Raw genomic sequence first — 21,472 nt, forward strand, 5'->3', positions numbered from 1 at the left:
AGCGGGGTCAATGAGAAATGCAATTAATTGCACATTTTAATCGTGCGAAGGTAAAGCCCTTGCAGATGCGCTCTGTGCAGCATGTTTCCGGCCGATGCTTTCCATCGTGCCTCGTCTACACGCCACACCGACTCGGCTCCGTTCACGTCCTTCTGGTCGTCCTTCACGTCGTCGATCAGCATCAGCGACACGAGCACAGCCTGGTTCTGCTTGTCTTCGAGCAGGCCTTCATCGACGAGCTTCAGACAGAACATGGCGGTGCAGTACAGGCCGTCCCGCGGGTCATCTGGCGAGAGATGCGTCAGCAGACTTACGGCGATGTCATCGATCCTCTTCGCGAGACGAGAGATGCTGAAGGCGTCGAGACCCGCGAGCGGGCTTGCCGCGGCGTTGTTCAGGTGCATCAGAATATCGGACCGGCACTCGAAGCCCTGCCGAGCGCACGCCTCTAGCATTAGAACCAACATGTGGGCCGGGGCCGCCTTCTCTAACGTAGCGATTTCCCGTTGCGCGAAATCCAGCATCATTGACTGGTTCATCATATAACTCCTGTGCTCCCCAATTCTGGGCGGCGGTTTCAACTTCAGACGTGCGTTCGGAGACGGTGACGACGGGGCCGCGCTCAAAATAGCGGACGCCGAGCCTGGCGAGATCGATGCAGAAGCCGGCTTGGTTCGTGTCGGAATAGAGCTTGTACCTAACTTCCATAGCGGCGGACCTCGTGCGGCGGACGCTCTTTCGCTTCCTTGGCTTCGATGCTGTCTTTGCCGCCGCTGCGCGCGAGGTCGAACACCTGCTTCGGGATGCGGTAGGTCGGTATCTGGTGACGGTTCCAAATCTCGCGACGGCGCGTCAGGCCTATCGCGACGCCAGCCATCGAGTCGGAGACGTCCTTCGATGAATGCGGCGGGTGATCGATCTTGTTCTTCTGGGCGTTGAACTCCAGCGTGATGCACTCGTGCAGCGCCTTAGGATGGGCGGGTGCTTTGACCCGGCCGTCGTAATACGCCTGCTTCAGCAGGTCGTAGGCGTGCGTATCGGTGTCCATCGACTGGTAGCCGGTCGAGAAACCCTTCGTCGCCATGACCTGCATCGAGTCCCGGCTCTGATACTGGTCGAACGACACCCAGCGGACGGGCAGCATGAGCTTGTCGCGAATGTCGTAGATCAGCTGACGGATGCTCTCGAACCTGATCTCGTCGCCCTGCGGAGGCCTCACCTCCAGGATGCAGTCGAACTGAATGATCGGCAGCGTCTCGACGTGGTCACCACGGTTGACATCGACGAAACCGGGAACATGCCCGACAGAGACGCCAGCACTGTCCTTCGACAATGCAAGGTCGATATGAGCGAAGCGCCATTCGAACGGGTTCACCACCCGCTTCGGGTACATCAGCACCTTCGTCTTGACGAAATCGCAGTCTTCTCGCGACAGGATCGACAGCGTCTTGCCGAAGCAGTCGGCTACGGCATCCGAGTTCAACATGAACGGATGCAGCGCCTGGGTCGCGACACCGGCCACGTCACGCAATGCCGGTAGCAGGTCGTTCTCGAATGTCTTACGATACTCGACCGGGATCGCCATGACGAGCCGCTGGTCGTGCTCAGCAATCTCATTCGCGCTCTGCAGGATGCGGGGCTTCCTGGTCTGATCACCGACGAATACGTGAAACTTCTCACCGGCAAAGCGTTCCGGCCTGATCTCCCAAAGCCGCTTGTCGTAAATGTAAATCCGCGGGTTCGTCTTCGCTTCCTGCTCCTTCTTGTCCGTGAACTGGCCCGGATAATTTCGGGACGACACCAGGCACAACATGCCCGGCAGCTCGCCCTTCTGCATGAAGCGAGACTCACGACGACGGGCGATCGAATTGTAGTTCGACATAGCTTGGTCGTAGGTCGTCCCGTCCTTCGTCTGCTTCGAGTTCTCCGTCACAGCCATGAAGTTGACTTCGTCCAGGACGCCGCCGATCACGTTCTGACCGATGGCAGCGGTGTCGTGGCCGGCCACGGGCTTGATGACTATGCGGCTGTTCGTGAAGCGCATGTCGCTCGCGCGCTCCTGGTCGTATGGCGCGTACTTCCTGAAGTACGGGCTATCATCGACCATCGCCCGGAAACGGCCGTAATCGACGTCCTTAGCCAAGTCCTTCGTGATCGACTGGAACACGATCAGAATTTCAGACGACGGGTCGAGGTCGAACGCCTCGTGCGGGTTCTCCATGCAGGTCAGGACGTAGAGCTGGTACGCCTGCGTGTAGAGCGCCAGCGTGGACTTCGCGACACCGATGCCGCCGGTCAGCACGACTTCGACGTACTTGCCCGAGTTGATCTCCTCCCCTTCCCGCAACACCTCCGGCCAGAGGACACTGGCCTTGTTCAAGAGGCTCTCACTCTCGACGAACGTGCGGAAATCGACGGGCGGGATCACCCAGCCGTCTTGCTGGGCCTTCTTGCGCAGCCAGCTGATGGCACGACGCAGGTAGCGGACGCGCTCCTCCGGATCACGGATCGCCTTGCCGACGAGCCAAATCCATTTGCCGGGCTCACCCATCGTCGACAAGAGACGGAGGCAGAGTTCGAGCGGATGCTCAGCTGCTACGGCTGACATACTCTAAACTCTCCAACTCCGCGTGAAGCTTCTCCTGCTCCTCGGTCCACTCGAACTGGGTCACAGTGCCGGCAGGGTCGACAATCGAGCCCTTGAAGCTCTTCGGGGCACGGGCGAGGATGCCAGTTTCGAGCTGCAGGCGGCCGAGGTCGACCAGCAGGTCTTTGAGCATTCCGATCTCGCGGGTCGCATCCTTGAGCAGAATGCCAGCCGGCATCTCGCTCTCCTTCATCAGCATCTTGTCGAGGCGACCACGCTGCTGCTGGGCAAGCGTGTCCAGCTCCTCCATCGCGTTCATGCGACGGGCGATGGTCGAGGTCTTTTCGGTCTTCTGAGCGGTCGTGATGCGCTCGATGGCGCGGACTCTGAGGTCGCCCTGTCGATACCGCTCCAGGCTCTTCTTCAGATTGTAAATGTCTTCGCCGACGAACTGCTTGCAGTCGTTCTGCAGGTACTTCGCGACGTCGAGGCCGCTCTCACCCAGCAACAACTTGGAGTCGACCGTAGCCAGGACTTCTGGCGGCAGCGACTTGATCTTCTTACTGGCCTGAGGACTGACCTTGATTTTCATGCTGCTTCGACCTTGGCGATGTTCTCCTTGGTCGGAGCAACGGTCATATTTTTCGGCAGCTTAGCCACCGGGGTCTTCTTCAGGATCGCGTCGAGCACGTCCTTCAGGTCGCCTTTTGCAATTAATTGCAAGATCGCACCAACGACGTCGTCGACGGTCCTATCATTGTCGATGCAGATCGTGCCGATGACATCGAGGGCGTTCATCGTCTTGCCTTCGATGCGGAGCCACATCGAGCGCTGGCCGCCGTGATCGAACACCATGAAGCCGAACGGCAGCGTGTCGCCGTACTTCGTGAACATCTCGTTCAGGAGCTTCGAGAGGCCGTCGATCGTTTTGATCTCGGCAGCCGCTTCCTTGAACTTCTCCTGCGTGACCTTGTCGGGAAGCGTCTTCGCCATCTGGTTGACGAGCTTCTTAAACTCCGCCTCCTCGGCGAAACCGAAGGCATCCTGCAGGATTTCGTCGGCGTACTTATCGGACAGCGAATTATACAGACCGAAGAACGCCTCCGGATCGAGCTTGCCGCGGATCGCGTTCATCCTGACGAGCTGGAACTTCTCCTGGTCCTCGTCGAAGGCCGGGTCGAGAATGATCGTACATGGCACCACATCGAAGCCCAGATACGTCGCGCCATCATAGCGATGGTGACCGCCGACGATCTTGAACTTGTGCTTGTTGTTCACGCACCAGCTGACGAAGTCCTCAGGCTGAAGCTCTGACATCAGCGGATGGAGCTTCTCTGGTCTCACCAGCACAGCATCCGTCAGACCGGTCTGGCCGAGGTTATCGATGAGCAGATCGAACGCCCGCGCCGACATCTTGTTCGGGTTGTCTTCGTTCTTGACCAACAGACCAATCGGCAAATCGCGCCGAACTAAATTCTTCGTCTTTTCAAGGGCACTCACCCCAGCCTCCTGCTGATACAAAAAGGGCTAGGGACAAAACTAATCGCCCCTAGCCCGTTTGTCGAGTACAATTAATTTCACTCGCAGCTACGGATGCCCGTTGTCGGATCATACGTGCACGCACCGCCTTCGTCCTTGGCAGGCTCATCCTTTGCCTCATCCTTGGCAACGAGGATGCCAGCGCGCTTGCCGTCGACACGGAACGTGGTGCAGCCCTTCGCGCCACCCTCGTACGCCTTGACGTACAGGCTCTTGAAGTCATCCCACGGAACGTCGCCTGAGACGTTGCAGGTCTTCGACACCGCGCTGTCGACGTGCTTGGCAGCCGAGATCAGGACGTTCAAGTGCTCCTCGATCGTCACCTCTGCCGTGGTCTTGCCTTTCACGCCGAGCACGCGAGCACCGTAGTCTTCAATGGTCTCCGTGCGCGGGCCGGCCGCTTCGATCACAGTACGATTGAACGAGTGAGCAAACACCGGCTCGATACCCGACGAGATGTTATCGGCGCAAAGCGAGATCGTGCCTGTCGGAGCGATCGACGTCAGGTGCGAGTTGCGGATGCCGTACTTCTGAATGTCGGCCTGCAGGTCGGACGGCAGGGTTTGAATGAACTTGCCTTGACCGTACAGATCGCGGTCGAACAGCGCGAAGATGCCCTTCTCCCGAGCGAGATCGACGCTGGCGCGATACGCCTCGTCACGGACGATCTCCAGTATCTGGTCCTGCTTGGCGCAATACTCCGGCGAGCCATATGACAAGCCCATCGCCTCGAAAGCGTTGGCGACACCGGACACACCGAGGCCCATACGGCGTTTCGCGCGAGCCTCACGGCCCTGCTCCGGCAGCGGGTAATCGGCACGGTCGACGACGTTGTCCATCGCTCTGACGACGGGCTTGATGTCCTCGCGGAGCTGGCCGCGGTCGAAGCTCCACTGACCCATCTCGTTCTTGCCGAGATACTTCACGAGGTTGAACGAGCCGAGCAAGCACGCACCATACGGCGGCAACGGCTGCTCTCCGCACGGGTTCGTGGCCGCGATCCGCTCGCAGTACCACAGGTTGTTCATGCGATTGATCGTGTCGATAAACAGCACGCCCGGCTCGGCCCAATCCCACGTCGAGCGCATCAGCGTATCCCAGAGATCGGCCGGGTCGACTTCCCGGTAGGTCTGGCCGTTGAACTTCAAGGCGAACGGGCGGTCGTTGCGGAGCGCGTCCATGAAGTCATCGGTCACCGCCACCGACATATTGAAGCCGGTCAGGTCCTTCTGGTTGTGCTTGGCCGTAATGAACTCCACGATGTCCGGATGGTCGATACGCATGACGCCCATCTGAGCGCCGCGACGATGACCGGACGAGGCCACACAGCGGCAGGTGGCATCGAAAATCTGCATGAAGCTCACGGGGCCGGACGAATGCGACTGGAGCTTCTTGATGACGTCGCCGCGCGGACGCAGCGTCGAGAAATCGTAGCCGATGCCGCCGCCCTGGCGCATCGTTTCAGCGGCTTCCGTAGCACGCCGCATGATCGACCCTTCTCCGGTCGTGAAGCTGTCTTCGATCGTGCCCGACACGAAGCAGTTGTACGGCGTCACGGCCTTGGTCGCGCCCATTGCCGACTGCACACGGCCGGCCGGCATGAAGCGCATGTCGATCAGAATTTCACGTAGAGAGCGATAATGCGGCTGGTCGTCCTTCAAAGCATTCGACACCCGGTTCATGGCATCGCGAAACGTCTCCCCTCTCGACCGATACTTGGTTGCGTGCGTCTCTTCGGAGATCGGCAAAGACGGTCCCACGTTGGTCTTCATAAGAATACCTCTTTCTACTCAGGTTTTTTGGAAAGTCGGGCGCGCTCTAGCGTGCAATTAATTGCATGCACTATGCGCGCGAAGAACTACGCTATCAAGCGTCTTTCTCGATGATGGCTTCCTGGACGCCCCGCTTCTGGTCCTGGTACTTGCCATTGTACGCCTGCTCGATAGGCTTATCCAACAGGTGGAAAATGATCTGAGCGATCGGCGACAAAGGAGGCAGCCAGATCGGCTTGTCGCTGTGGTTCGTAATCTCGACGGTCAGATACCCTTTCCAACCCGGCTCGATCACAGTGTTCTGCAGTGCGATGCCTAGGCGAGCGAGCGTCGATTTGTCGTGCACGATCCCAAGCACATCATTCGGCATGGTGAAGTGCTCATACGTCGACGCGAGACAGAAGCCTCCCGGCTGAATATTCACCTCTTGATCGAGACGTATGTCGTACCCGGCATAGCTCAACCCATAGCTCATGCCATTGAACTTCTGGCGCTCTGAGAACGGTTTGAAAATATTGCGTTCGCGAATGCTTGGTCCACTCAGAATTGTCATACTGCTCTCCTCCGCCGCGATGTCACGCGACCCTTCAGTTCGTTGTAGCGTTGCAGGAACCTTTTGCGGGCGAGCTTCGGCGTCCAACCCTGGATATCGATGTCGTAGGGCTCGTGGCCTTCAGCGAGTAGCCACTCATCCGTGTGGGTCATGACCTGACACTGTTCGGTCGCGAGCATTCTGAGATCAGCGACCTTGACCGCGGCGGGCATCGGCACGGTGAAACCGAACTGCCGGGCGAAGCTCTTCTCGACGCTCCTTTCGATTACCTGATAGTCGTACAGTTCGAGCTTTAACGGCTTCGTGATGTCGTGGATCAATCCCTCTGTCGCGTCATGCAGCAGGAACTCATATTCGTAGCCCGGCTCCACTTGATAGCTACCCAGAACGCAGTGCTCGGCGACCGAATAGAACGGATCGCACTGGCCGGCAAAACGGCAGGTATTGGCTAAGCCGTTTGCAATCGCCTCGATCGGTACGGGTGTGCTGTCCGGATCGAGAATGTTGAAATAGCCGCCGCCGTAAACTGCGATCTGCGGCCCTCCTACTACCTTCATGCTTTCTTCCTCAAATGACCAACCTTCGGGCTCGCATCCTCGAAGCCGTAGTGGGCTTTCAAGCTCATCCGGAAGTCGTTCCAGGGCGTCGACCATGCGAGACCGCGAGTCTCCCGGTCGTCCTCGTCCAGCTTCCGGTCGAGTGATCGAAGCTCGCCCGACTCAGCCAGCTGAGCGATGCGGTCGAGCAATTCGAATTCTTCGGGTGCGTCTTTTGCCAGCAGCTTGACGATCTCGTTCTCTGCTTTGCTCGGGGACGCCGCCTTGTACCTATCAATGACGGTGCTCTCAAACTCGTGCAAGTAATTGCACAACACGTCGTAAAGAAGGTCCTCGCTGAAGCGCTTCTTGTACGTCGGAATGAACCAATCATCCATCCAGGCGGCATAGCGCTCGTACATGCCAGCGTAGTCTTCGTAGAACATCTTCAGCATGGCGTAGGCTTCGGTCTCCGTGTCGACGAAGAACGGATAATCCTTGCCGAGCTGCCCGACTGACCACTTCTCGCGGCCGACGATGGCGGGCGTGCCGAGCATCATCGGCTCGATCATCGAGAGCAGGAAGCCGGCCTCGCCGTGCATGATCATCAGGACGTGCATCTCGTCCCGCGCGATCCGCCAGAACTCCTCACGAGAGGCGTAGAACTTCTCCATGTAATCGGGCGGCTGGACCTTCTTCTTGCCGCCGACGCTATTCGTCAGAACCATCATGCGGACCTTGTCGCCACCGCGGATGATCCACTGGTTCGTCATGACTTTGTAAATCTTGTCGATATTCGACATGTGCGTCATCAACCGGCCGACGTACGCCACGTTGAAGCGCTGGTCCTTGCCGGGAACGAAGAACGCGGTCTTGTCCTTCTTCGTGAAGTCGAAGAACTGAACCGGAACGACCTCCTTCAGCTTGGCGTGCAGCTCACGGATGACGCTCGGCGCATACCACTGGCGTCCAACTCGGAGCGCTTCGTCCTTCTCGTGATAGCTCATGACGACGGCGCGGTCGGCTGCGAGGTAGCCGTCAAGCGTATAACGGTCCTGAATGGCCGGCGCGAGCTGCAGCACGCTCTTCTTGAATGACATCAGCGGCATGTCCTCGATCACCCAGACCTGCTTCGTGAAGCTGAGGCCTGGCTGGCGCGGGCTCATGGCGTGCATCTTGTACAGCGCGGCGAGACCGGAGCGCACGGTGACGAGGACGTCCCAGTCCCACATGGTTCCGTTGAACGCCACCTTTTCGAGCATGTCGTAGCGGAACGTGATATACTCGCGGGTTCGGTCTTTGTGCTGGTCGACGGGCACATAGACGATGTTCGGATGCTTCGGGAGCCAGTCGTGCTCCTCCTGCGGCCAGTCCCACTTCGGTAGCAGGCAATAGAAGAAAACGTCGGTTCTCTTGTCCTCCTCCAGCACGCGCCGCATGAACGTCGTGAACTGAATGAAGGTCGAGCAGCGCGACGGCGCAGCCGTCAGGATCGGGTCCAGCAGGATTTTGACAGACATTACTCAACCGGGTTGGAGCGGCGGATGACGACACCGAGGCGCGAGCGCGTGCTCTCGGGCAGGAGACTGCCGGGCAACCACTTCGGCTTCTCACCGAGATAGAAGACGTCGACAGTGTTGAACCAGGGCGGCAGCATCCGCTGCAGGCGCATCAGGCCAATCGAGTGCTGGATCGTGGCATCGCCCTTGTAGCCGGTCAGGGCGTTCATCGGAGCCATCAGGTTGTCATAGACTGGGTTCGGCCCGAGAAGGCCGATCACGCCCCCATGCCTCGTCACCGAGACGCACTGCCAGAGCATGTCGACAGGATCGTTGACGTGGCCGAGGACGTGGGACAGCAGCACGACATCGAAGAACGGGCCATGCTGCGTCGCTGCATCGTTGATCGTCGGATACACCTGACAGCCGTTCTGCTGCGCGAGATACCGGGCGGCAGCGTTCTTCTCGACACCGAACGGGATTGCGCCTTTGCGCATCGCCAGCTGCATCATGCGGCCGGTGTTCGTGCCGACATCGAGCACCTTGTCGAGAGCCTTCAAACCGACGCGGCTGAGCAGCTCCTCCGCTTCCGACGTCCACTGCTCCGACGCTGACCATTTCTCGACGCGCAGAGCGTAATCTTTGCTGGACATCAGCCGAACTCACGCATGACGTAGACGAGTTCGGCCGGATCAGGACCGACCTCTGATCCGCGCTGGTCGAGGAGCGACTTTGCAGCTTGCGGACCGACGCAGACGAAGCGTCCGTCGAACTGGCTTTTGTGCATCATCAGGGCTTCGAGCTTCCGCACGGCGTGGACCGGGCTGCAGACGAGGTACTTCTTGCCGCACGTCGGCAGCGGCGGCCCCCAGCAGTTCCCTGGGTACTCGTAAGCGTACAGGTTGGCGGTCGTCCGGCCGGGGCGCGTCGCCGTCAGGAAGGCGTCGTGCAACACCCGGTGATCCTGGTTGAACGACGGCAGGCAGACGTAGACTTCGTCGTAGCCTGACACCAGATTTTCGATCCCGGTGACGATCCTCGTGTAGTCAGCGGCCAGCGCCAGATTTTCGTTGAACCACTTCTCGAAGCGGACGTCGGTTACTCCCAGGTGCGCAAGCGCTTTACGCGCCTCGCCTTCCCGAGAGCCGCCGTCGATCCAAACCGAGCCTCGATGGTAATTGCCGGTCGCGCCGATGACGACGGTGACGTGCCATCCGGCGTCTGTGGCTCTGGCGATATACGCTCCGATACCGAACTCAGCATCGTCAGCGTGAGGCGCTAGGACTAAAACCCGCCTTGGCATCGTCAACTACCCCGTCCTTGGTACGCCACTTTGCACACCATCTGATGATCTCCAGAGGGTCTTCCTGCTGTGCAATTAATTGCACTACACTATCAGACGAAATCCCTTCCGAGAGCAACTGAAATCTCGTCTCAATTGGGAACTTCAGGCTGTCGAAATCCATGTAATCGGCTGCCGCAGCGCCAGACAAATACGCTGGACGGGCACAGTTCAACGGCCATCGATCGACGAGCAGTGCATCGAGGTTTTCAACCTTGCTCCCGGTGCGCTTTTCGACGTCCACATGGAGCGCGCAGCCAGTGTCGAGTGCAGCGTTGATCTCGCTGATCAGCCGAATGTTCAGGTCGGCAATACTCCGGTTGTGCGGGCTCCAGCTCTCCAAGAGCACCATCAGGTTGTCGAGTCGGTCTCGGTACTTATTCTTCTTCGACATCACGACCTGACGCACGGACTTGGCGATGCGCGGGATCGCCGTACCGTCCGCCATTTCGAGGTCGAGTATCAGGGCGTGATGCTGCGTCGACTTCACCGGCACGGTCAGCCAGGAGCCTGCGAGCTTCACCCGGTGCTGGTAATCGCCGCGGTCGAACTGCACACCGCACATCAAAACCATGACGTCGGAGTTGGCGACCTTGTTCCAGAAGCCGGCCCACGGCATGAAGTTCGGCTGGTGCACCGACACGGTGAACGGGCCTGGGAAAAAATCCAATTCCATCAGTGCAACGCCTTCGCCCAAAGAACCTTCTCACGACATGCGTTCAGCTTCGGCAGCATCTCCGTCAGCTTCGACATGAACGCCTTATGCTCCTGTACCGGCAGGCCGGTCGAGCCGATCTCCGTGATCAGCGTCTGCTTCTGCAATGCCTCGGAGCCACGGAACGTAATTCGGCTGGCCAGCAGGCCGCCCTCACAGCAGAACACGCCCAGGTGCAGCAGCCTGTCGATCTGCTTCGGGCCGACGATGTCGAAGAACGGCTTCAGCTCCTGACCGTGCTCCTTCTTGAACTTGCCGATCGCGATCCGCCCTTCGCGCGTGTGCATGTCGTAGGCGGCACCGAGAAGCTTCCCGACCTTCGGCATCTCAGGCATCTGCTCGCTGACGATCATCATGCCTTTCGACGTCTTACGGAGCCACTCATCCCAGAACAGGAACGAAATCCACATCGCCTCACCGATACGGCTCGCCGTCTTCGCTGCGAGATACAGCGCCATACGGCTCAGGCCCTTCTCCACCATGTACGAGAACAGGTGCGAGGCCGAGCGGTCATTGTCGGGCGGCATCGTCTCACCCTGATACCGCTTCGTGCCGGCCATGATCCAGGCCGCACACATGCGCCTCTCGATCGGGTTCGTCACGTCTTCGATGATCGACGTCAGCGTCAGGTTCGGCATCTTCGCCATGACCTGCTTGTCGAGGCTGTGATCGAAGTCGACGATGATCAGGAAATTACAGAGCGAGCGGTCCTTCGGCGCATTCGCCTGCATGTCTGCCAGGAAGCACATCAGCCGCCGTTCATCGACTACGGTCCGCCAGCTGTGAGACGAGCCTACTGCCAGCGTCGCAAGCATGGCGTACGGACTGCCGGCACCGACATCTTCGACCGCGGTCACCTGCAATCGCCGGAGCAGGTACGTCTTGTCCATGTCAAAGGCCGCGCTGGCAGCAAACACCGCCTCGTCTGAGTTCCCGAACCTGATCGACTTCTGCATCGAGCTGACGGTGCGCCAGCGGTTGTTCGGATCGGTCCCACGTCCTGGCTTCTTCGGCATCTGATACCCCTGCAGCCGGTCTTGCAGATCGGCCAGGATCAGAGCGTCAATTTGTTTGCAGGTTTCCTTGCTCAAGCAGCCACGAGCATCAAGCTCGTCATCAGTCGGGGCATCGAGCAAATACTTCGCGAGTCCGCCTAAGTCATTCACGACATAGTTCGGATATTTCATCAGCTAGGTTCTCCAAGAGTACCGAAAAACGATAGCTGAATGGCGAGTCTGGTCATTAGAAAAGCGCCGCAATACTTAAGTTTTCAGTACGACACCTGACCCTGAAATTCGGGAACGATTGCTGACACGGCTTTGGCGACTTCGATCGCATCACGCGCCTTCGCTGCGAACAACAAGTGCTCGATGTGCGGGCTCATCTTCGACGGATTGAAATCAGGTCGCGCACGACGAACGCCTTCAACGCCCGTCGCTTCAAGCTTCTCCCAGGCGTAGCTCAGCTCCTCGTGCAGCTTCTCGCCGGGACGGGCTCCGATGACTTGCAGCTTGATGTCTTTGCCTGGACGAAGTCCCGACTGGCGGATCAGCTGCCGGGCGAGATCGATGATCTTCACCGGTTCACCCATGTCGAGCACGTAACAGCCATAACCGGGTTCGTATTGCTGCAGGTCGGCGGCTGACAGTGTCAGCGTGACGGCTTCCTTGATCGTCATCAGGTAGCGGGTCATCTCGGGATCGGTGATCGTGACCGGTCCGCCCTGGGCGATCTGTCTGCGGAACAACGGCACGACCGACCCGGACGATCCGAGCACGTTGCCGAAGCGGACCTGACCGAGGCGAACGTCTGGGAAGCGTTGGCTCAGGGCATGTACATAGACTTCGGCAACGCGCTTCGTCAGTCCCATACCCGACGACGGGTTCACAGCCTTATCTGTCGAAATCAACACAAAATCGCTGCCGTACACACAGCAGAGATCGGCGACGATCTTGGTGCCGACGACGTTCGTCCGAACGGCCTCGATCAGGTTATGCTCATTCTCCAAAAGAGGGACGTGCTTCAGCGCAGCGGCGTGGAACACCATCTCCGGCCGGTGCTTATGAAAGATCGCCCGCATCGTCGACTGGTCACGCACGTCAGCAAGAAGCGCGTGCCGGTCCAATCTCAAATTCGAATTATCAAGGGTCGCTTGCACCTCATACAGGTTGAACTCCGAGTGCTCGACCATGATCAGCGTGTCAGGCGCGGATGCTGCGATCTGGAGCACGAGTTCCGAGCCGATGCTGCCACCGGCTCCGGTCACCATCACACGCCGGCCACGGATACTTTCGTGGAAGGCCGAGTCGGCTGTTACGATCGGACGCTGCGCGAGAAGCGGGAGCGCCAGCTCCTCATTTACACCGCGAAGCACAGCTTGGTCTCCTTGAGAGCGAACTTCACCGCTTCACAGACGGTGCTGACATCTGCAGGTGTCATGCTAGGGTAAATCGGCAAGCTGATCGACTGGTGGTACATCGCCGATGCGTTCGGCAGATCGTAAACCGGAGCATACGGTGCCCAGGCGGTGTGCATGTGCAGCGGAATGAAGTGCACCGAGCACTGCACACCCTGCTCTGCCATCAGGCGAATGAACTCATCACGCTTCCGGTCGACACGGATCACGTACAGGTGCGCTGCGTGGTCGACGTCTATCTCCGGAAGACGAAGACCAATGAAGCCTTGCAGCTCCTCTTCGTACTGCTGGGCGATGGCGAGGCGTAGCTGGTGCATCTCGTCGGCACGATGAAGCTGAGCGATGCCCATCGCCGCCGCGATGTCCGTCATGTTCATCTTCCAGCCATCGAAGGCAATGTCGTACTGCCAGCTCGCTCCGACGCGCGTATAGCGGTCGGACACCGGCACGCTCATGCCGTGCATACGGAACTGACGGAGCCGGCCAGCGAGGAACTCATCGTTCGTCGTGATCATGCCGCCGTCGCCGGTAGCCAGTGTCTTCGTGGCATAGAACGAGAAGAACGCCGCCAGCGACCCATCCGAGCACGCTCCGACGAGCTTCTGCCCCCAGCGCTCCGTCGTCGGGAAGGCGTGGGCTGCGTCTTCGATAATGTACACGCCCTTGGCGGCACAGATGCGATTGAGCTTCTGGATGTCGGCAGCAGCCCCGGCGAAATGCGTCGGCATGACGACCTTCGTCCGGTCCGTAATCTTGGCTGCGACTTCGTTCGGGTCGATCTGATGCGAGCCGGGCGCGCAATCGGCGAAGACGACGCGAGCGCCGAGCTTCCTTGCCATCATGGCCGGCCCTGAGAACGTGTAGGACGGGACGATCACCTCGTCTCCAGGGCCGATGTTCTGAACATCGAGCAGCAGGAGCGCCGCGCTCGTCGCGCTGTTGACGGCAATCGCGTGCTTAGCACCGACGTACGCCGCGAACTTATCTTCGAACTCTTTGACTTTTCGGCCGCTGGTCAGCCAGCCCGACTGCAGACACTCGGTAACGGCGTCTATCTCGGCTTGACTGATGTCGGGGCGATGGAACGGGATCGACAACGGAGGCCTCCTGCTAGAGTGCAATTAATTGCACACTGCAGACTCCCTGCCAATCCTATTTCAGTTCGCGATGAACGATGACGTGCGGGATGCCGTAGCGCTTCAGCGACCGGCCGACGAGTTCGGCGACGGCCACTGAGCGATGCCGTCCGCCGTAGCATCCGAACGCCAAATGCTCGGCACCTTCCATGATGCGGCGAGCAGCTTGCGTCGTGATTTCATCGGTGGCGGCCGACAGCGTAACGTAGTGCTGCACCGGCTCGTCTCGGCCTGTGAGGTCACGCAGTGTCGGCACGTGATGCGGGTTCGGGATCGTCCGGCAGTCGAACACATGGTCGACGAGCGGGACGCCCTTTTTGTATGCGAATGAGAGCAAGGTGATCATGGCTTCAGACTACCTGAAGGCCGATCGAGTGCAATTAATTGCTCGGAATAGACTTAAAGTTTGAGCAGTCGGTGCGACGCTATACGAGACAGCTGCTTCTTATCGACTTCCCTGGAGCGCTGCTCGTTCAATACGGACGCGAGATCGTCACGCTGGATCGCGTCGAGTTCGTAGCCGAGGTAATGCAGCAGCTTCTCGATGACGTCTATGCCGCCCGGTGCGCCACCGCCTTCGAGCCTCCGGAGAGCCGAGCGTCCGACTTCGGTTCTGGTAGCGAGGACGCGTTGCGACACGCCCTGCTCTTCGCGAAGCTTCTTGATCAACTGTCCCCAGAAGTTCTCCTGTTGCGGCATCAGATCACCCGAACTGCCACAAGCGGAATGACGACGTGGTCGGTGAGCCGAGCTTGGCGGCGACCTCCGTACCGATTTTGTTGTCGGCCGGCACGGTGATCAGGATGCGACCGGCGGAACTTTCGCTACCACCGGACCGGTTCTTCAGTTCTGTCAGGAGTGCCGTGAAGACGCCGCGCTTACGGCTCGACGGTTCGACATAGGCGAGGACGATGACATTCGCGTCCTGCGCCTTGTCGTATTTGAAAGCGAGAGCCCCGACGATATCGTCGGCATCGCTGTAGGCGTAGAGGCATTCGCAGTCCGCGGACACGGGACAGACGGCCAGCCCTTCTGGCGTGAAACCGTCTTGCACCAGCTCGTTCCAACCTTCCACCAGAAGGGCGAAGGCTGCAGTGTTCGCACAGCTACGGCTATACGAGATGTCCACCACTCAACCTCATAGATCAAATCCGTGCAATTAATTGCACAGTTCATCTACAACGAAAAGCGCAATTGGCGAAATCCTTTGAAATTTCCGTGCTCTTCGGCGTGCGCCCACTTGCCACTGCCGACCAAGTGCCCGGCCATCTCCGGACCGACCCACTGGTCGACCTGAGCGGTGTGTTCGGCCGGCGAGGCGTGGATCGGCTTCGAGGTGACCAGCTTGTCGTAAATCTGGTTCGCCTTATCGGCCGTCATCTCGAACCCGTCGACCGTCTTGTACGAGGTCGAGGCACACCGGGCGACCGACAATCGGATCAGCTGCTCGATGGCGACCTGATCGACGGTCCGCGGGTCATCCTTGTTCGGGTACAGGTCCTGGCCGTGTTGGATGAAATCACAGGCCACATCGTAATCCTCGTCCGTCACGAACGGCAGATGCCACTCTCCGGGCAGCCTGGTCTCGATCGGGTCATTGTCGAGGCACTTCTTGATCTCGCGGGCGAGTATCTGAATGTGTGGCTCGGCAGCGTGATGATCGCGCAGCTCCAGGAAATTCTCCCACTCCGTCGAGGAGACGAGCACCGTGATGTGCATGTGGGCTTCGAGGATGCGGTTGACGATCTGCTTGTGGGCTCCGAGGCTGTGCAGCTGGCGGGCGTTGCCGATGTCGCCGTGCAGGGTCCAGAGCCAGACCTTCTTGGCTTCCTCGACCTCGGCGGGCTCCATCAGCTGGTAGCCTTGCATTCCAGGCTCGTTCTTCGTCCAGACGACCGGCAGGGCAGGATCGTCCAGGATGCCATTGATCTGCTTCTCGACCGGGATGGCGCGCGAGCTGGCGGCATTACGGCTGAACGCCCTATGCGTCAGGAACTCGGCGTGTACCCAGCGCGGGTAACGCAACAGCAGAGTTGTAAGCACCTTATCGGGCCGGCTCGCATTCCGTGAGCGCAGCACCGTCTTAGCTGAAATCGTCGTCATCGAGCCTCCTGCTTAGTGCAGCTTTCGCTTCTTCTTCGTCTTCTTTTCAACCACCTCCCCGTTTTCGACAATCAACGCAGCGACGTACTGAACTGAGGCGTCCGGGAGATTGCTGAACGTCCTAATGTGCTCCTGACCCTGCGTTTCCTGCACCGTCACTATGACGAAGCCGCCGTCAGGGAATTCGTTCGTCAGCTCGTTGAGCTTGTTGACGACCTCATCTCGTACCTTATCAGACATAAAGCCCCCTTCGTGCAATTAATTTCACTCTGCTGACAGAGTGATACTCCCTTAGGAGGTAAGTCTCACCCCGTCCTTGAACTGTTCGGCCCAGAGGTTATCTGGGTCTTCGTCTGGCGGCAGTGTGCCCCTGAGCAAGCCGGTGACGACATCTGAAAGACGAGCCACCGCCATCTCGTCGGTTTCGGCTGCAAACTGCCAGGCGTGGTTCGCGGGCGTTATCGGGATCAGCTTCGATTGTCCGAATACGTCGATGTCGAAGTCCAACCGGACAGACGGGGCCAACGAGACCACTACGACTTCGTGTGTGACGTCCTCCCTGTAGCGAACGATGGGTGCGCCATCATCCAGGTTCGTCAAACTATATAGGCAAACCAAATACTCATCCCACCGTGGATTAACCCCTGGTAGCTTCAGCGACCATATCGCCTTGAAGTGACCGTTCCTGACGAACTTGGCGTCGAAACGGTTCAGACTGATCGCCAGCATACTACCCTTCCCAGCTATGCAATTAACTGCAAAACGCGCGCCTAGAAAAACCGCGCACACCCCTCCGACGACCGTATCGGTTAAATTTGTTACTAACCGGTTGCTCGAATGGCACAACCACACCGCGAGAGAACATGGCGTGATCAAATTCTGGGACTTTTCTGGGACTCTGCGTCCGCATTCTGGGACTTTTGTTCCCAAATCTACCTTTGTTCTGCCTCCGTACTGTCGGGCAGAATTGGCCGTAACCCTTGGATTTATTGAGAAAAAAGTGGTCGGAGCGAGAGGATTTGAACCTCCGACCCCCAGTCCCCCAGACTGGTGCGCTAACCAGGCTGCGCTACGCTCCGATTTGGAAATCTCGATGGCTCCAGCCTGAACTTCGCGTCAGGAGGGCCACCCGGTCGATCTGGCCGGTCGATCTCGGGGTTGGGTACCCGGAACACTCCCCCCCGTCAAGGAGGATGTACCGCGCGGGCGCGTATCTTGGCTAATCGGGCCCGTGATCACGTTGCGCCGGGCGGCGGACCGCGTGAAACCTCGGCCCTCAACGCCGGTATTCGGGCAATCGCTTCAAGATATCGATGATCGGGTTCTCGACCCAGGCATGGGTCACGAGATCGCGGTGGCGGACGTCGCCTCCTGGAACGACAGCGACGCCACCGGTCGCAAGGCGGTTATTTATCTCGGGGCTGACGTCGACGTCGTGGGCTGCGAGAATGTTTTCGAACTGGGCGTTCTGGTTGCGCGTCGAGCCGAGATAGACGCTGACGAAGAAGGCCGACGGATCCGCCTCTATCCAACGCGCGAACTTGTCGAGATCGCCATAGAGTGAATCGAGAAGAACGACGCCTCTGACGCGCTTCTTCAAGCCGCCACGCTCGATCGCGGAAGCTGCCGCCACGTATCCCCCGCTATAGGCGACGATGATGACCGGCATGCTCGCGAACGTGCGGAGCGATTTGCGATCGCCGTGCATGCGCGCAAGCTGCTGTCCGGCCTCGCCGATGAAACGCCCGAAGACGCCAGGCTGCCAGAATTTGCCTGCGCTCGAATCCCGTGCATCGACAGCCAGCTGGGGCGCAACGAGAACGACATTCGCGTTCGATGCCGAGATCTGATCCGGCACTTTCTGGCGCTCGAGAACGTCGCGTTGAAGCGTTGCGCCGTGGCCGTGAAAGAAAACCATCATCAATGCGGGACGGCGAATATCGAAGCCTTTCGGGATGTGCAACAGCACGCGATTGTCGTTGTAGGTCTCGTCTTCCCAATAGACGCGCCCCGATCCCGTGCGATGACCTTTGCGGCCGCCTTCATCGACATTCAGAAACGGTGCAGCGGAGCCCGGCATCGTTCCATGGTACGGAAACGGCGCGGTATCGAACGGCACAAGGCTCGTCTTTGCGGCCTTGGTCGGGCCGCTTCTCGATTTCACTTCGGTCTTGGAAGGCGCGGCGGGATGCTTGCCGGTCTTGCTCGCTGCGCCGGCATCCGGAACATTCAGCGTCCAGGCGACGCTTGCGCCGAGAGCTTGCGCGAGAAATTTCCGTCGCCCGTCGTTTATCGCCGTCGGCGCCATGCGCTCGACACTCCGTCGTCGTTCATTAGAGTTGCGTTTACCCTCGCACAGAAGAGTCAGACACGATTCGCCCATGAATTGACGTGTGGCTGTAAAGTCCAAAGTTGTTCAATTCGTGAGACACGCCCGCCGGAATGCTGAAGGGATGACTTTATGATGCACTTGGCGAATCCACGCACAGGTTCTTACGCGCAACGCGCTAGATGTATTTTGGCAACGCGGATTTAACATGTTCTGTCAGCAGTTGTTGCTGTGCATCCGAGTCAATACTGTCCACGAGTCGGCCACCGTTAAGCTCTTTCATGACATCTGCCGCCAGCATCCGCGCACCGTCCTCGATGGGTTCCGGTCTCGATATCCGGACAGTCTCCACGGTCACCGCCACCGCTCTCGCTGTTGCCGATATGATCGGCATCGGTGTTTTCACTAGCCTTGGCTTTCAGGTCGCGAGCATTCCATCCGCGTTCTCGGTGCTGTTGCTCTGGATTATCGGGGGCGTTGCGGCGCTGTGTGGCGCCCTCGCCTACGCGGAACTGGCTGCGGCGTTTCCGCGGTCAGGCGGAGAATACAATTTCCTCTCGCGCATCTATCATCCGGCTGTCGGCTTTCTCGCAGGATGGATATCCGCGACAGTCGGGTTCTCGGCCCCAATCGCGCTTGCGGCGATGGCCTTCGGCGTCTACTTCAAAGCGATCTCGCCCGACATTCCGCCGCTTTTTCTCGGGCTCGCCGTCGTCTGGATCGTGACCGCCGTGCATCTCAGCGGCATCAAGCATTCCAGCAAATTCCAGAACATCTCGACGCTTATCAAAGGCGCGCTCATCGTTGCGCTGATCATCGCAGGCCTCGCCTACGGGACGCCACAGCCCATTTCCTTCGCCCCCTCGGCCGACGACTGGACCTATGTCGCGAGCGCGCCATTCGCAGTCAGCCTCGTCTTCGTCATGTATGCCTACTCCGGCTGGAACGCCGCGACCTATATCGCCGGCGAAATTCGCGAGCCTTCCGTCAGTTTGCCGCGCTCGATCGTTGCGGCGACTTTGATCGTCATCGCAGGCTATGTCGCTCTCAATGCCGTGTTCCTCTACACGACGCCGATTTCGGCCATGGCCGGGCAGATCGACGTCGCGCTGGTCGCCGGCAAACACATTTTCGGCGAGTTCGGCGGCCGGATCGTCGGTGGGCTGATCTGCATCGGCCTCATTTCTTCGATCAGCGCCATGACGTGGATCGGCCCTCGTGTCACGATGGCAATGGGCAAAGATCATGCGCTGCTGCAGGCGCTTTCGCGCACAACGAGTGACGGCGTTCCCAAAACCGCTATTCTGTTGCAGCTCGGCATCGTCACTGTGCTGCTCATGACGCAGAGCTTTGAGGCTGTCCTCGACACGATCCAGTTCAGCCTCACGCTTTGCTCTTTTCTGGCCGTACTCGGCGTGATCGTGCTGCGCTGGACCGAACCCGATCTACCCCGTCCCTATCGTACCTGGGGTTATCCGGTGACGCCGTTTATCTTCCTCGGCGTGACCGCTTTCATGATGTACTACCTCGTTGTCGAGCGTCCTCTGCAGTCGCTGGCTGGTCTTGCCATCATGCTGACGGGTTTAGCCGTTTATGCCTTTGCGCAGCGGCGTTCGTTGATTGGTGCCAGACCTCAATAGGACCAAATATGGCTAGAATGCGCGTCTCCGTTGCGATCGCCGCCGTCGTGGCTGTTGCTTTTGCGATCCTTCCCGTCTCCGCGCAGGCCGAACCGAGCGCCAGTATCAACGATACTGCCCGCTTCATCGCCGGGTTGCAGCCGTCGCCGGGGTCGCCTCTCACGTCGTACACGAACGAAGGGTATTGGAAGCAATACGCCCGCAGTTTCGACGAGTCTTGGGACGGGCTCGAGCGGCGCCAGCTGTCGAAGATCCGCACCATGGTTGCGCGTGATTTCAATAACCCCCAGCCGGTGCTGTTCTATCTCTTCAGCGGGCCAGACTTTCTCTATGCGGACGCATTCTTTCCGTCGGCCGACACTTATGTGATGGCGGGGCTCGAGCCTCCGGGCCAGATCCCGGATCTGCGCAAGTTTTCCCGTGGCGAGATCGCGAGTTCGCTCCGAGACCTTCGTTCGTCGTTGAGCTCTGTTCTGAGCTACAGCTTCTTCCAGACGAAGTTCATGCGCGTCGATTTCAGCCGCGCCAAGCTCAACGGCACGCTGCCTGTGCTGATGACGTTCCTCGCGCGCTCCGGCAAGACGATCTACGACATCTCGCTGTTCGATCTGCAAAGCGACGGCACGCTGCACCCAGTCGAAGAGAACATCGCGAACCCCACCGGCCGCGGCGCGAAAATCGTCTTCTCGGACGCCAATGTCGGCAAGAAGCGCACGATCTACTACTTCAGCACAGACTTGTCCGACAGCGGCATCAAGGACAGCGGATTTCTCACCTTCTGCGACAAGCTCGGGCATGGCGACAGCTTCTTGAAGAGCGCGTCGTACCTGATGCATTCGGACCATTTCTCGACGGTGCGCGACTTCCTGCTTTCGCACAGCGTTTCGCTGCTCGAGGATGACTCGGGCATCCCGATACGTTTCTTCGCGCAAGGCTGGCAGCTTCATCCATACGGCCGGTACGTCGGTCCCATCAGCCTCTTCGGCGGGCAATATCAGGCAAAGCTCAAGGACGTTTTCGCAAAGGGGAACACGAAGCCGATCGAGTTCAGCCTCGGCTACCGCTGGAGGCCGACGGAGTCGAACATCCTGCTCGCCGTAAAAGATCCGTCCGCAACGGCTTTCGAGATTGCTCCGGCGACGGGCAAGCAGAGCGCGTCGGATTCCGAGACCGGTTCGGTCACGAAGGCGAAGGCTGAGTCGAAGTCCGATACTCCCGCCCGGCAACGCTACCGGCACAACCGTGAGCAGAAGACGGTCAGCAATCCGTGGCCGAAGCTATTCGGCTACGCTCCCTGATCGCGGA

23 protein-coding genes and 1 tRNA gene are annotated in these 21,472 nt (G+C 59.2%); 2 read left to right on the forward strand and 22 right to left on the reverse strand.

What is annotated here, in order from left to right; all coding sequences use genetic code 11:
* Positions 1–23: 23 nt before the first annotated feature.
* The 22 genes from AACL53_RS12240 to AACL53_RS12345 form a co-directional block, all read right to left on the reverse strand.
* Positions 24–467 carry a hypothetical protein gene (locus AACL53_RS12240; RefSeq protein WP_339084788.1) on the reverse strand — a complete coding sequence of 148 codons (444 nt, stop codon included), beginning with the start codon at positions 465–467 and terminating at the stop codon, positions 24–26.
* 230 nt (positions 468–697) lie between these two features.
* On the reverse strand, positions 698–2,608 hold the full coding sequence (locus AACL53_RS12245; protein ID WP_339084789.1) for a hypothetical protein: 1,911 nt from the start codon (positions 2,606–2,608) through the stop codon (positions 698–700).
* Positions 2,589–3,179 (reverse strand): hypothetical protein, encoded by a 591-nt coding sequence (locus AACL53_RS12250; protein ID WP_339084790.1) that lies wholly within the window; start codon positions 3,177–3,179, stop codon positions 2,589–2,591. The genes AACL53_RS12245 and AACL53_RS12250 overlap by 20 nt, the downstream gene beginning before the upstream one ends.
* Positions 3,176–4,087 carry a ParB/RepB/Spo0J family partition protein gene (locus AACL53_RS12255; RefSeq protein WP_339084791.1) on the reverse strand — a complete coding sequence of 304 codons (912 nt, stop codon included), beginning with the start codon at positions 4,085–4,087 and terminating at the stop codon, positions 3,176–3,178. Before AACL53_RS12255 ends, AACL53_RS12250 begins: the two co-directional genes overlap by 4 nt.
* A 77-nt stretch (positions 4,088–4,164) precedes the next feature.
* Positions 4,165–5,898 carry an adenosylcobalamin-dependent ribonucleoside-diphosphate reductase gene (locus AACL53_RS12260; RefSeq protein ID WP_339084792.1) on the reverse strand — a complete coding sequence of 578 codons (1,734 nt, stop codon included), beginning with the start codon at positions 5,896–5,898 and terminating at the stop codon, positions 4,165–4,167.
* A gap of 94 nt (positions 5,899–5,992) precedes the next feature.
* Positions 5,993–6,451 carry a dCTP deaminase gene (gene dcd, locus AACL53_RS12265; protein WP_339084793.1) on the reverse strand — a complete coding sequence of 153 codons (459 nt, stop codon included), beginning with the start codon at positions 6,449–6,451 and terminating at the stop codon, positions 5,993–5,995.
* Positions 6,448–7,008, reverse strand: a complete 561-nt coding sequence (locus AACL53_RS12270; RefSeq protein WP_339084794.1) for a hypothetical protein — start codon at positions 7,006–7,008, stop codon at positions 6,448–6,450. Before AACL53_RS12270 ends, dcd begins: the two co-directional genes overlap by 4 nt.
* Positions 7,005–8,507 (reverse strand): hypothetical protein, encoded by a 1,503-nt coding sequence (locus tag AACL53_RS12275; RefSeq protein WP_339084795.1) that lies wholly within the window; start codon positions 8,505–8,507, stop codon positions 7,005–7,007. The genes AACL53_RS12270 and AACL53_RS12275 overlap by 4 nt, the downstream gene beginning before the upstream one ends.
* Entirely contained in the window at positions 8,507–9,139 is a 633-nt protein-coding gene (locus AACL53_RS12280) for a bifunctional 2-polyprenyl-6-hydroxyphenol methylase/3-demethylubiquinol 3-O-methyltransferase UbiG (protein WP_339084796.1), read from the reverse strand. Before AACL53_RS12280 ends, AACL53_RS12275 begins: the two co-directional genes overlap by 1 nt.
* Entirely contained in the window at positions 9,139–9,789 is a 651-nt protein-coding gene (locus AACL53_RS12285) for a PIG-L family deacetylase (protein WP_339084797.1), read from the reverse strand. The genes AACL53_RS12280 and AACL53_RS12285 overlap by 1 nt, the downstream gene beginning before the upstream one ends.
* Positions 9,752–10,525, reverse strand: a complete 774-nt coding sequence (locus AACL53_RS12290) for a WbqC family protein (protein WP_339084798.1) — start codon at positions 10,523–10,525, stop codon at positions 9,752–9,754. Before AACL53_RS12290 ends, AACL53_RS12285 begins: the two co-directional genes overlap by 38 nt.
* Positions 10,504–11,730, reverse strand: a complete 1,227-nt coding sequence (locus AACL53_RS12295) for a hypothetical protein (RefSeq protein WP_339084799.1) — start codon at positions 11,728–11,730, stop codon at positions 10,504–10,506. Before AACL53_RS12295 ends, AACL53_RS12290 begins: the two co-directional genes overlap by 22 nt.
* An 83-nt stretch (positions 11,731–11,813) precedes the next feature.
* Positions 11,814–12,917, reverse strand: a complete 1,104-nt coding sequence (locus AACL53_RS12300) for a polysaccharide biosynthesis protein (RefSeq protein WP_339084800.1) — start codon at positions 12,915–12,917, stop codon at positions 11,814–11,816.
* Complete coding sequence (locus AACL53_RS12305) at positions 12,902–14,056, reverse strand: DegT/DnrJ/EryC1/StrS aminotransferase family protein (protein WP_339084801.1); 1,155 nt, start codon at positions 14,054–14,056, stop codon at positions 12,902–12,904. Before AACL53_RS12305 ends, AACL53_RS12300 begins: the two co-directional genes overlap by 16 nt.
* 55 nt (positions 14,057–14,111) lie before the next feature.
* Complete coding sequence (locus tag AACL53_RS12310) at positions 14,112–14,441, reverse strand: RNase adapter RapZ (protein WP_339084802.1); 330 nt, start codon at positions 14,439–14,441, stop codon at positions 14,112–14,114.
* A 53-nt stretch (positions 14,442–14,494) separates the two neighbouring features.
* A complete protein-coding gene (locus AACL53_RS12315; protein ID WP_339084803.1) occupies positions 14,495–14,794 on the reverse strand; it encodes a helix-turn-helix domain-containing protein in 300 nt (99 codons plus the stop codon).
* 4 nt (positions 14,795–14,798) lie between these two features.
* Positions 14,799–15,224, reverse strand: coding sequence for a GNAT family N-acetyltransferase (locus tag AACL53_RS12320; RefSeq protein WP_339084805.1), 426 nt, complete (start codon positions 15,222–15,224; stop codon positions 14,799–14,801).
* A gap of 47 nt (positions 15,225–15,271) precedes the next feature.
* On the reverse strand, positions 15,272–16,198 hold the full coding sequence (locus tag AACL53_RS12325) for a hypothetical protein (RefSeq protein WP_339084806.1): 927 nt from the start codon (positions 16,196–16,198) through the stop codon (positions 15,272–15,274).
* Between the two features lie 12 nt (positions 16,199–16,210).
* On the reverse strand, positions 16,211–16,438 hold the full coding sequence (locus AACL53_RS12330; RefSeq protein WP_339084807.1) for a hypothetical protein: 228 nt from the start codon (positions 16,436–16,438) through the stop codon (positions 16,211–16,213).
* A 51-nt stretch (positions 16,439–16,489) separates the two neighbouring features.
* The gene (locus AACL53_RS12335; protein ID WP_339084808.1) at positions 16,490–16,927 is read right to left on the reverse strand and encodes a hypothetical protein; all 438 of its coding nucleotides are present in this window, start codon (positions 16,925–16,927) and stop codon (positions 16,490–16,492) included.
* 272 nt (positions 16,928–17,199) lie between these two features.
* A tRNA-Pro gene (locus AACL53_RS12340) sits at positions 17,200–17,277 on the reverse strand.
* Positions 17,278–17,474: 197 nt separating this feature from the next.
* Positions 17,475–18,506, reverse strand: coding sequence for an alpha/beta hydrolase (locus AACL53_RS12345; protein ID WP_339084809.1), 1,032 nt, complete (start codon positions 18,504–18,506; stop codon positions 17,475–17,477).
* 302 nt (positions 18,507–18,808) lie between these two features.
* On the opposite strand from AACL53_RS12345, the gene AACL53_RS12350 reads away from it, so the two are divergent.
* Both AACL53_RS12350 and AACL53_RS12355 read left to right on the forward strand, forming a co-directional pair.
* Positions 18,809–20,167 (forward strand): amino acid permease, encoded by a 1,359-nt coding sequence (locus AACL53_RS12350; protein WP_339084810.1) that lies wholly within the window; start codon positions 18,809–18,811, stop codon positions 20,165–20,167.
* 8 nt (positions 20,168–20,175) lie between these two features.
* Positions 20,176–21,465, forward strand: coding sequence for a hypothetical protein (locus AACL53_RS12355; RefSeq protein WP_339084812.1), 1,290 nt, complete (start codon positions 20,176–20,178; stop codon positions 21,463–21,465).
* Positions 21,466–21,472 lie beyond the last annotated feature (7 nt).

This window comes from Hyphomicrobium sp. ghe19 (assembly GCF_902712875.1).
Taxonomy (GTDB): Bacteria; Pseudomonadota; Alphaproteobacteria; order Rhizobiales; family Hyphomicrobiaceae; genus Hyphomicrobium_B.

Coding starts and splice junctions, on each gene's coding strand:
- AACL53_RS12330 (WP_339084807.1), bottom strand. CDS start 16,438: ATGTCTGATAAGGTACGAGATGAGGTCGTCAACAAGCTCAACGAGCTG.
- AACL53_RS12280 (WP_339084796.1), bottom strand. CDS start 9,139: ATGTCCAGCAAAGATTACGCTCTGCGCGTCGAGAAATGGTCAGCGTCG.
- AACL53_RS12285 (WP_339084797.1), bottom strand. CDS start 9,789: ATGCCAAGGCGGGTTTTAGTCCTAGCGCCTCACGCTGACGATGCTGAG.
- AACL53_RS12350 (WP_339084810.1), top strand. CDS start 18,809: ATGACATCTGCCGCCAGCATCCGCGCACCGTCCTCGATGGGTTCCGGT.
- AACL53_RS12295 (WP_339084799.1), bottom strand. CDS start 11,730: ATGAAATATCCGAACTATGTCGTGAATGACTTAGGCGGACTCGCGAAG.
- AACL53_RS12325 (WP_339084806.1), bottom strand. CDS start 16,198: ATGACGACGATTTCAGCTAAGACGGTGCTGCGCTCACGGAATGCGAGC.
- AACL53_RS12260 (WP_339084792.1), bottom strand. CDS start 5,898: ATGAAGACCAACGTGGGACCGTCTTTGCCGATCTCCGAAGAGACGCAC.
- AACL53_RS12335 (WP_339084808.1), bottom strand. CDS start 16,927: ATGCTGGCGATCAGTCTGAACCGTTTCGACGCCAAGTTCGTCAGGAAC.
- AACL53_RS12310 (WP_339084802.1), bottom strand. CDS start 14,441: ATGATCACCTTGCTCTCATTCGCATACAAAAAGGGCGTCCCGCTCGTC.
- AACL53_RS12355 (WP_339084812.1), top strand. CDS start 20,176: ATGGCTAGAATGCGCGTCTCCGTTGCGATCGCCGCCGTCGTGGCTGTT.
- dcd (WP_339084793.1), bottom strand. CDS start 6,451: ATGACAATTCTGAGTGGACCAAGCATTCGCGAACGCAATATTTTCAAA.
- AACL53_RS12250 (WP_339084790.1), bottom strand. CDS start 3,179: ATGAAAATCAAGGTCAGTCCTCAGGCCAGTAAGAAGATCAAGTCGCTG.
- AACL53_RS12345 (WP_339084809.1), bottom strand. CDS start 18,506: ATGGCGCCGACGGCGATAAACGACGGGCGACGGAAATTTCTCGCGCAA.
- AACL53_RS12270 (WP_339084794.1), bottom strand. CDS start 7,008: ATGAAGGTAGTAGGAGGGCCGCAGATCGCAGTTTACGGCGGCGGCTAT.
- AACL53_RS12240 (WP_339084788.1), bottom strand. CDS start 467: ATGTTGGTTCTAATGCTAGAGGCGTGCGCTCGGCAGGGCTTCGAGTGC.
- AACL53_RS12275 (WP_339084795.1), bottom strand. CDS start 8,507: ATGTCTGTCAAAATCCTGCTGGACCCGATCCTGACGGCTGCGCCGTCG.
- AACL53_RS12315 (WP_339084803.1), bottom strand. CDS start 14,794: ATGCCGCAACAGGAGAACTTCTGGGGACAGTTGATCAAGAAGCTTCGC.
- AACL53_RS12245 (WP_339084789.1), bottom strand. CDS start 2,608: ATGTCAGCCGTAGCAGCTGAGCATCCGCTCGAACTCTGCCTCCGTCTC.